This is a genomic window from Microcoleus sp. BM001215392, assembly GCF_036700185.1.
GTDB lineage: Bacteria > Cyanobacteriota > Cyanobacteriia > Cyanobacteriales > Microcoleaceae > Microcoleus.
The window spans coordinates 1-9,029 of record NZ_JAUBOJ010000327.1 but is presented as its reverse complement, the minus strand read 5'-3'; the positions used below and the strand labels follow the sequence as shown (position 1 = coordinate 9,029).

The 9,029-nt window shown below is 44.1% G+C and carries 9 protein-coding genes; 2 read left to right on the top strand and 7 right to left on the bottom strand.

Going from position 1 to position 9,029, the window contains the following annotated elements; all coding sequences use genetic code 11:
• On the bottom strand, positions 1-1,477 hold a 1,477-nt coding region (locus QT974_RS26455; RefSeq protein ID WP_333471386.1), incomplete at its 3' end, for an NACHT domain-containing protein.
• Positions 1,478-1,782: 305 nt separating this feature from the next.
• Between QT974_RS26455 and QT974_RS26450 the strand changes: the two genes are divergently transcribed.
• Positions 1,783-2,433, top strand: coding sequence for a retropepsin-like domain-containing protein (locus QT974_RS26450; RefSeq protein ID WP_333471385.1), 651 nt, complete (start codon positions 1,783-1,785; stop codon positions 2,431-2,433).
• Positions 2,434-2,484: 51 nt separating this feature from the next.
• Here the strand turns inward: QT974_RS26450 and QT974_RS26445 are convergent, their stop codons facing one another.
• A complete protein-coding gene (locus tag QT974_RS26445; RefSeq protein ID WP_333471384.1) occupies positions 2,485-2,703 on the bottom strand; it encodes a helix-turn-helix domain-containing protein in 219 nt (72 codons plus the stop codon).
• Between the two features lie 162 nt (positions 2,704-2,865).
• On the opposite strand from QT974_RS26445, the gene QT974_RS26440 reads away from it, so the two are divergent.
• The gene (locus QT974_RS26440; protein WP_333471383.1) at positions 2,866-3,339 is read left to right on the top strand and encodes a hypothetical protein; all 474 of its coding nucleotides are present in this window, start codon (positions 2,866-2,868) and stop codon (positions 3,337-3,339) included.
• Between the two features lie 108 nt (positions 3,340-3,447).
• Here QT974_RS26440 and QT974_RS26435 read toward each other — a convergent pair whose 3' ends face one another.
• The 5 genes from QT974_RS26435 to QT974_RS26415 all read right to left on the bottom strand — a co-directional run.
• Complete coding sequence (locus QT974_RS26435; protein WP_333471382.1) at positions 3,448-4,836, bottom strand: UDP-glucose dehydrogenase family protein; 1,389 nt, start codon at positions 4,834-4,836, stop codon at positions 3,448-3,450.
• A 221-nt stretch (positions 4,837-5,057) separates the two neighbouring features.
• A complete protein-coding gene (locus QT974_RS26430; protein WP_333471381.1) occupies positions 5,058-5,996 on the bottom strand; it encodes a UDP-glucuronic acid decarboxylase family protein in 939 nt (312 codons plus the stop codon).
• Between the two features lie 342 nt (positions 5,997-6,338).
• Positions 6,339-6,800 (bottom strand): DegT/DnrJ/EryC1/StrS family aminotransferase, encoded by a 462-nt coding sequence (locus tag QT974_RS26425; protein ID WP_333471380.1) that lies wholly within the window; start codon positions 6,798-6,800, stop codon positions 6,339-6,341.
• A 150-nt stretch (positions 6,801-6,950) separates the two neighbouring features.
• On the bottom strand, positions 6,951-7,898 hold the full coding sequence (locus QT974_RS26420; RefSeq protein ID WP_333471379.1) for an NAD-dependent epimerase/dehydratase family protein: 948 nt from the start codon (positions 7,896-7,898) through the stop codon (positions 6,951-6,953).
• Between the two features lie 676 nt (positions 7,899-8,574).
• The coding region (locus QT974_RS26415) for a type II toxin-antitoxin system VapC family toxin (protein WP_333471378.1) at positions 8,575-9,029 on the bottom strand (455 nt) is incomplete at its 5' end.

Below are 9,029 nucleotides of genomic sequence, written 5' to 3'. Positions count from 1 at the left end.
AGGGGGGGTGAGGGGGGGTTCCAAACTGCGGGTTAGCGAGGGTTCCAAACCACCTCTCTATAAACATTTCCACTTGTTCGGGATAGGAAAATTCCAGAGTGCGATAAGTATCAAAACTATCCAACGCAGAGCCGATCGCATCCCAGACATTCTGCCGACAACTTAGCACAATTCGCGCCCTTTGAATGCAGCCGCCCGTCCTAATTTGCCGATCGATTTCCGCCAAAGGATTCCCATCTCCCGCCGCCATCTCATCCGCCCCATCCAAAACCAACCATACGCGATCGGCATTAAATTGCGCTAAAAAATCATCCTTAATATCCGCCGTCGCCTCAGCCTTCCCAATTCTCTTAATTGCCGCCAACAACCAATTATCAAATAAATAGGTTTCTAATTCCTTCCCCTGCAAATCCGCCAAGGATACCCAAATTACCATAGCCTCGGAAATGCCCGCCGCTACCCAATTCGCAATCTGCCGCAACAGCGTTGTTTTCCCCGCCCCCGGTTCCCCAATAATTCCTAACCGCTTCCCATTGCTTTTCGGGCTAATTCCTTGCTGGATTACTTGTTCGAGAAACTCGCTATGTTCAAATGTCTGAGTAACTTCTTTTTCTCGATACAAATCCGAACCTTCCTCAGCCCCAAGATTCTCGCGCTGCTGAGTCACTTTGTGCCGTTCCACCAATCCCAGCGGTACATAAACATCATCTATTTGATGGTTGCCAAAAGTTAGTTGATTGCTACTAAGTCGCTGCTGTTCTTTCTCGTCTAATATCTGCTGGCAAATATCCTGCCAGTCAATCGGCACGTAAGCAATGCGGCTCTTTTCAACTATCTCTTCCAGCCAAGCATACATCTCTTGGGTTCTGCTATCAATCCGTGTTAAAGTTTGACCCGTAAAAATCTGGAAAACTTTCTCATTTTCCTTGATTGCCTGAGCAAAGTATGCAGATACTAAGGCAAATAATTCTTGCTCTAACTTAGTCTTGTAGGGTGTGACATGGCAATTTTCTAGGGCGACTTCCAGCAGTTTTTGCTTGACTGTTTCAACCTGATGCTGCTTTAACTGATCTGCGGAAGTCAGCAGCAATTCTATCTCATCTAATCCGGTAATGGGAATCCCAGACGGGACTGTTTCTTTATCGACTTGTTCTAATTCTAATTTGAGCTTTTCGAGCTTTCGTTTCAACCAATCGAAATCCCTGCGCCTGTCTTGCAGCGAATAGGCAAAACTGTCTCGGTTAGCGGCATTTTTCGGATCGATTTCCTGTTTGCATTCTGAAGCGATTTGTTGCTGAGCTTTCAGGAAAGAAGTTTTGAGGGCTTTTTCTAAATCGTGATTGACTATTTTCCCGTTTCGTGATAGTTTTTTGATTCCAGTCAAACAAAGGTGCTTTGCTGCATCATTAACTTGAGTTCCCAGAATACCTTGCCAAGCGATGGTGAAAAGCAAGCCCAAGGTTATCGGATCTGACATTTGACGGCTCTCCTGATGCGCTGCTGCAAGGGGTTAGTTTGATTATAGGCCAATACTGCTAAGTGCGAAGGTTGTCCGAAGAGAGGAACGAAGCGATCGCAGAGACTATGACACTTCTGAATTGATTTGTACCTGAACCGATTACTTTGGCTCTCTTGCCCTTTTTCGCCCGCATACCTCATGTGACGGAGAAAGACTATAACTCTTCCATTTTTTGCATAAATCGGCTCTGCGATCGCACAACCAGATTCCAAATGCTATAATTAATTATCCTAAATTGTATAATCATAATAATCCCCAAATTTATGACTAATACACCCTCGAAAGAACAAAGCCGCGAGATGCTAAAGTGGCTCAACCGCAACCGACTGGATTTATTAGATTTCTATCGCAATCAATATGTTGCTTACAACGCCGAGGGATTAATCGCTCATAGTGAAAATTTGCGGGAAATTTTGGATTTAGCTCAAGCTTCAGGAGAGCTTTATGCAATTTATTTGGTTCCCCGTTCCACTGCTTCTATTCAAATTTTATCTATTCGCTTTCGGACAGTTTCTCGCCATAATTGGCAGCCCAACTATCATGTTAAAATGAAGCATAGAGATGTAGAAATTTCTACAACTATGTTAGTAGATTCCGGCGCTGAACTGAGTTTAATTTCCTTTAAACTTGGTCAAGACTTAGGATTTGCTTTGGCTGATGCAGAATCTTCGTTATTGGCAGAAACTGTAGGCGGAAGAGTTGAGTATGTAATCCGCAATATTGAAATGACTATTGACGGACACGGTTTTATTGCTCCCGTCGCCTGGTTGCAAACCAATACAGGTGGAGAACAATTGCTTTTAGGCCGAGAAGTCGTGTTCGATCGCTTCAACATTGAATTTAGGCAAGCTGAAGAACAAGTCTTATTTACTTGGCGGGAAGACTTCTCGTCACAAACGCCTATTCCTCAATAATCTACACCAAAAGGTCGATCGCAAAAACAAAACTCGATCGCCAAAAAGTACCTACTTTTCCATGATGACCACAAAATCCTCAATCAGCACGTCAAAAGTACGAGCCAGCTTGTGTACTGCGGCAAAATCAACCATTGCCATCCCCTGAGAACGGGCATAATTGCTAATCGTACTGTACCCGACGCCCGATCGCTCGGCAACCTCCTTGAGCGTCCATCCCTTCTCGGCCGCCAACTCTCGAACCCGCAGCCTGACTAAACCTTTACTCATATAAACTATTTACAAAATTTTGGATTTAGTATAATATAGCAAAAAGCGATCGCCCCCGGTCAGCGAAACTAAAGGCGATCGCCAGTTATAATTAATCCCGACAGATAATTTCTGTCGATCGCACCCAGCAGATACAGTTACAAACCACCAGATGCAACTACAATGATATCAGAAAATCAGTTAAGATCGTCGTCAGCGATCGGCGCCTCAAAAATTATTCATAAATCGCTGACAGTGAATCCGCGATCGAGATTTGTCACCGAAGAAACAGTCGCACTTTTATTCAACATCACACCAGACCAAATTTACCGAATCGAATGCTGTCACAACATGGTGTACGTGCACGCCAAAGGCCTCAGCAGATTCGTCAGCTACGCCGATTTCCCCCCAATCTTAGAAGTAAAACCAGCGTGCACTCAAGACTATCTCGGCTGGTACAAACGCTGGAAACGCACCCAAGCACCAGAATTTTGGACAAAATTTTATGCGTACAACTTCAAAGCCGCTGTTTCAGTTGACAGCTTGCATGATTGGGGTAAATTAGTCGCTACAGTTAAATCGGTAATTTCTAGCTCAGCATTGCAACAATTGCGCGATGTTTACGCTCAAGAAAGAGCATTAATGGAAAGTTTTTAAAGCAGGTGGGGCGAGTAAACCCGCGATGCTTCCCTACCAGCGAAACATCTAAATGTAAGGTGCGCATTGCGCACCCTACAGGATAGAGATTATCCTCCCAACTCTGATTTATCTTCCAATCCCTACATATTGGAAACCAGCCGCTTCTAAAACCTTCTTATCCAAGAAATTGCGGCCGTCAATCATCACTGGATGAGCCATCAACTTCGCCATTTTATCGTAATCTAAATTACGAAACTGTTCCCAGTCAGTCACCAACACCAAAGCATCGCAACCATCCGCCAATCTTTCGGGATCTGTTTCTACCAAAACTCCCGACAAACCGTGACGCATCCCAGTTTGAGAAACAATCGGATCGTAAGCTTTAACTTTAGCTCCCAATCGATTCAAATTTTCGATTAAATTCAGTGAAGGAGCATCCCGCAAATCGTCAGTATCCGGCTTGAAAGTCAAGCCCAAAAGTCCGACAGTTTTGCCTTTAAGAATCTTCAAAACTTGCTGCAACTTTTCAATTGCAATCAACCGCTGGCGTTCGTTAACTTCCACTGCCGCTTTCAACAAATGCGCTTCGTAGCCGTAATCTTCAGCAGTGTGAACCAAAGCCGAAACATCTTTGGGGAAACAAGAACCGCCCCAACCAATTCCAGCTTGCAAAAACTTGCTACCAATCCGCGAATCTAAACCGATACCTCGGGCTACTTGAGTAACATCTGCACCAACCCGATCGCAAATATTAGCAACTTCATTGATAAAGCTAATCTTAGTCGCCAAAAAAGCATTAGCTGCGTACTTAATCATTTCTGCGGAACTGATATCAGTCATCACCACGGGCACCGCAGCCAAAGACGGGTTTTCTGCAAACTTGCGATCGACAATCGGCGTGTATAATTGTACCATCATATCCATCGCCCGCTGAGAGTTGCTGCCCAGAACAATGCGATCGGGATTAAACGTATCGTGAACCGCGCAGCCCTCCCGCAAAAACTCCGGATTGCTAACCACATCAAATTGCACGCCTGTTTTTGCTGCTACTTCCTCACCAGAAACCCCGTCACCGCTTTGAGGTTTTTGACGCTCAGCCAAACCGTCTAAAACAATCCTCCGCACCCAATCTCCCGAACCGATGGGTACGGTAGATTTGTTCACAATCACTTTGTAATCGCCGTCGAGGTGAGCCCCAATGCCGCGCGCCACCGCTTCCACGTAGCGAGTATCGCTTTCGCCCGTAGGTAAAGGAGGCGTCCCTACCGCAATGAATAAAATATCCCCGTGAGCAACTCCTGCTGCTAAATCCGCAGTAAATTCAAGCTTTCCAGATTGAGAAGCCGATTGCATTAATTCAGACAGTCCGGGTTCAAAAATTGGCGACTGTCCGGACTTCATTAATTTAACTTTTTCTTCGTTGTTATCAACACAAATCACGTGGTGGCCGATGTGGGCCAAGCAAGTGCCGGTGACTAAGCCGACGTATCCTGTACCGATGACGCAAACACGCATATAAATCTCCTAAAAGTTAGTACACAGTTGACAATTGTCAGTTGATAGTTGTTAGTTGTCAGTTGATAGTTGATAGTTGATAGCTGACAGTTCTTATTAGTCAGAGGGCAGATTGAGGAAGCAAAAGGGAATAAGGAAGAGGGAATAATTAAGAAGTAAGAAGTAAAAATACTTCTCCTCTCCCCGTCTCCCCCTTGTACCGTCTCCCACTCTCCCTATCTCTACTTTTGGTTTTCCTCAATGCGATCGCGAAAATCCTTGATAGTCAACTCTAAACCTCGATCCAGCGGCACAGTTGGCTCCCACCCCAACCAATTTTTAGCAAGAGTAATATCCGGTTGTCGCTGTTTTGGATCGTCTTGCGGCAGCGGTTTGAAGATAATTTCTGCCCCTGGATTAATCATATTTTGAATTTTTTGTGCCAATTCCAAGATAGTGTATTCGCCGGGATTCCCCAAATTCATTGGCCCAATTTGGTCGCTATTCATCAAGCGAATGAATCCTTCTACCAAATCAGAAACATAGCAAAAACTCCGCGTTTGGGAACCGTCACCGTACACAGTCAGCGGTTGATTGCGCAAAGCTTGAACAATAAAATTGCTCACAACTCTGCCGTCATTTTCTAACATTCGCGGGCCGTAGGTATTAAAAATTCGCACAACTCGAATGTCTACACCATTTTGGCGGTGGTAGTCAAAAGATAGGGTTTCAGCTACTCGCTTGCCTTCGTCGTAACAGCTCCGAATTCCTATACAATTTACGTTGCCGCGATAGTCTTCTGTTTGGGGATGGACATCCGGATCGCCGTACACTTCTGATGTGGAGGCCAGAAAGAATCTTGCTTTCACCCGCTTCGCCAATCCCAACATATTCATCGTACCGATGACGTTTGTTTTAATTGTCTTGACAGGATTGTACTGATAGTGTATGGGCGAAGCCGGACAAGCCAGATGGTAAATTTGATCGACCTCTAACCGAATCGGTTCCGTGATGTCGTGGCGGATCAGCTCAAAATAGGGGTTATCCAGCCATTTAAGGATATGACGCTTAGTCCCGGTGTAAAAGTTATCCAGGCAGACTACCTCGTGTCCTTGGGCCATTAAGCGATCGATCAGATGGGAACCGATGAAACCCGCACCGCCTGTAACTAAAATTCTCATGGGGGAAACTGCCGTTCTGTTTAGAGTGCAAGACTGTGGTACAACAATTCAGTCGATCGAATCAAACTTGTTAATACAATAACAAAATATCGATCGACAATGTAAAGACTTATCCACCACCTTCATAAAATCTTTAATTAACCCAGCACACTCAAATATCTTCCACAGAGTGCGATCGCTCCTACATCTAACCTACCTAATTTTATTGACACTGCCGTATTTACGAAAAAATACTGTTGACAGTATCTCCCAAGTCAATATATAATTTTATCTCTAAATTTTTAGTTCGCAAACAAAAGATCGAGTCCTTACTACAAAATCAATAAGGACTTGCATTCCTGACTACAAACCTAAGATCGCGCTGGTAACTCGTTCTAAATCTTCGTCAGTTAAATTAGAGCCAGAAGGCAAGCAAAGGCCGTACTCAAATAACTCCTCAGCAACTGCACCTCCGACACATTCACACTCAGCAAATACAGGCTGCAAATGCAAAGGTTTCCCAACCGGGCGCGCTGCTATTTTCTCCTTTGCAAGTGCGAGGCGAACTTGTTCTCTATCCGCACCGAAAGCAGCAGGATTAATTGTCAAACAAGTCAGCCAGCCAGTAGCGCGTCCAAAATCAGCTTCCGGCATAAACTCGATTCCCGGCCGATTTCCCAAAGCTTGTTTGTAAACCTCAAAATTGTGCCGTCTCGCCTGCACTCGATCGCCCAAAATGCGCCATTGACCGCTCCCAATCCCATAGGGTTGACTTAACGCTTTTTGACGAATGTCAGAGCGCGATTTTATAGCCAATACAGGCATTTATTGAAATTCAGATTGTTCTTAAATAAACCGTATTGTATGATACGGTTAGCCATCAAAAACTTTCCGAAGTATGGTTCGTGGCGACACACCGGAGCGACTAATGTTGCATTAATCTGACTTTTTTGGTAGGAGCAAGTGCAGCAAATTCTAAGCGTACAAAGACTTAACCCATTCCCATTCTTGCTTGAGTCCTTCCCTCAAAGAAACCTGTGCCTGATATCCCAAAATTTTCTGAGCTTTGGATACATCAGCGCTAGTATCTCGCGCATCTCCTTTGCTCGATTCTAGGTAATTGATGCGAATTGGGCGATCGACAATGCTTTGGATAGTCTCAATAACTTCTGCTAAAGCAACTCGACTTCCGCCGCCGATATTAAAAATTTCCCCGACAGATTCCGGGAATGTCGCAGCGGCTAAATTAGCGGCAATACAATCGCTGATAAATGTGAAATCTCGCGTTTGCTGTCCGTCTCCATAAATTGAAATCGGTTCGTTACGCAAAATTGATTTAAAAAATATGTGAAATGCCATATCGGGACGCTGGCGAGGCCCGTAAACAGTGAAATATCGCAGCATGGTTGCCGGAACCCCGAAATTGTGATAATAAAGTGAACACAAACGTTCAGCGGCTAATTTGGTAATGCCGTAGGGAGACACTGGTTGAGGGCAGGCTGTTTCGGAAGTAGGGAAAGTTTCAGCATTCCCGTACACCGACGAAGAGGATGCTAATACAAACTTTTTTAGTTGCGGTGCATCTTTTGCCGCTTCTAGGAGTAGTTGAGTCGCATTGATATTGCGATCGGTGTAGCTGCGGAAACCGTCTCCCCAACTAGCGCGGACTCCTGCTTGGGCGGCTTGGTGGTAAATAACCTCGGCATTGGCTAAAAGCGGTTTCCAATCCAAAGATAAGATATTGCCCTCAACCAGTTTAAAATTTGAATTTTTCCCAAAATGAGCGAGATTTTTTCTTTTCAATTCAGGGCTGTAGTAATCGTTGATTTCATCAACGCCGATTACTTGCTCACCTTGATTTAAAAGAGTCTCGACTAAGTGAGAGCCGATAAAACCTGCCGCGCCTGTAACGATACTACTCATTGGTTGATGGTTGATGATTGATGGTTAATTGTTGACTTCAGCATACACAGAAATTATCAATATAGCTAGTCTACCTCAATTTTAAAATTAAAAATCAAAATGTTGATCTTTTGTGCATTTAATTGAAACGCGCTCTACAGCATTTTCAGCGTTATTTGTAAGAAAATAGGTTATTTGTTTAAATAATTAATGCGGTAAACAAGCTCTCAATTGGTTGTACAATTCAGTTAAACGTGCTGTATGAGGGAATTAAATTAATCTCATCGCAGCAGTTTGTTAAACTTTAAAAATCACAATATCTTGTGGATTTGGAGTGCAAATCGAAGAGTTTATAACTTCTCGATCAACTTTGGGAAAATCGGCGGTATTAGTTTTCACTTGGGCTTCGATAGTTATGGGCTTTTTAGTGACTTCTAGAAGTTGCCAAATCTGTTCTAGCCATCGATTTTGCAGGGTTCTAGACCTTGAGCCAGTTCGTGAGGAATTTCAATGGTAATTGTTGCCATTTTTGTTTGTGATTGATGCTCTGATTTGATCGTAGCACTCTGGAAGTGCGTCAAGTACAGCTATCTGGTAGCGAATCGCCCATTGTCTGACCTAAGGCTATTGGTACGCAGTTAAATATCGGTGAGTTGATTTGGGGAATTTTTTAGGGGATAGCAGCCCGATCGCACTTTCACCCCTCATCCGACACATCCAGCGTCCAATCTTCAAACCTCAAACCCGGTACACGCTCAAAATCCCGCCGGTTCCGCGTCACCAGAATAGCATTTCTTGACATCACAACAGCAGCAATTCGTAAATCTTGAGTGCCGATGCGAATCTTTTGATGCAAAAGCTTAGAGAAACAATTAGAAGCATCCAGGTCAAAATCAAGCAAATTAACTGTTGCGAAATAGTTCCATGTAGCACTCAGCTTTGCATAAGCTGAAATTAGTTTTTCTGGTGAGTTAGCCCGTCTAATACCATTGAGTCTGCCATAAAATTGTTCCTCCAAAGTAATGACGGTGGGGTGCATCTCATTTTGGCAAGGGCGAAGCATTTCGGCACATAATTTATGAGTAAGAATCAGAGATTTACTGCCGAAATGCTTCGCCCCTACGAGTATATTTCCAAAAATGAGATGCACCC

Bases quoted from the DNA above. Each gene is read 5' to 3' on its own strand.
- QT974_RS26450 (WP_333471385.1), top strand. From the start codon at position 1,783: ATGACTAATACACCCTCGAAAGAACAAAGCCGCGAGATGCTAAAGTGG.
- QT974_RS26445 (WP_333471384.1), bottom strand. From the start codon at position 2,703: ATGAGTAAAGGTTTAGTCAGGCTGCGGGTTCGAGAGTTGGCGGCCGAG.
- QT974_RS26440 (WP_333471383.1), top strand. From the start codon at position 2,866: ATGATATCAGAAAATCAGTTAAGATCGTCGTCAGCGATCGGCGCCTCA.
- QT974_RS26435 (WP_333471382.1), bottom strand. From the start codon at position 4,836: ATGCGTGTTTGCGTCATCGGTACAGGATACGTCGGCTTAGTCACCGGC.
- QT974_RS26430 (WP_333471381.1), bottom strand. From the start codon at position 5,996: ATGAGAATTTTAGTTACAGGCGGTGCGGGTTTCATCGGTTCCCATCTG.
- QT974_RS26425 (WP_333471380.1), bottom strand. From the start codon at position 6,800: ATGCCTGTATTGGCTATAAAATCGCGCTCTGACATTCGTCAAAAAGCG.
- QT974_RS26420 (WP_333471379.1), bottom strand. From the start codon at position 7,898: ATGAGTAGTATCGTTACAGGCGCGGCAGGTTTTATCGGCTCTCACTTA.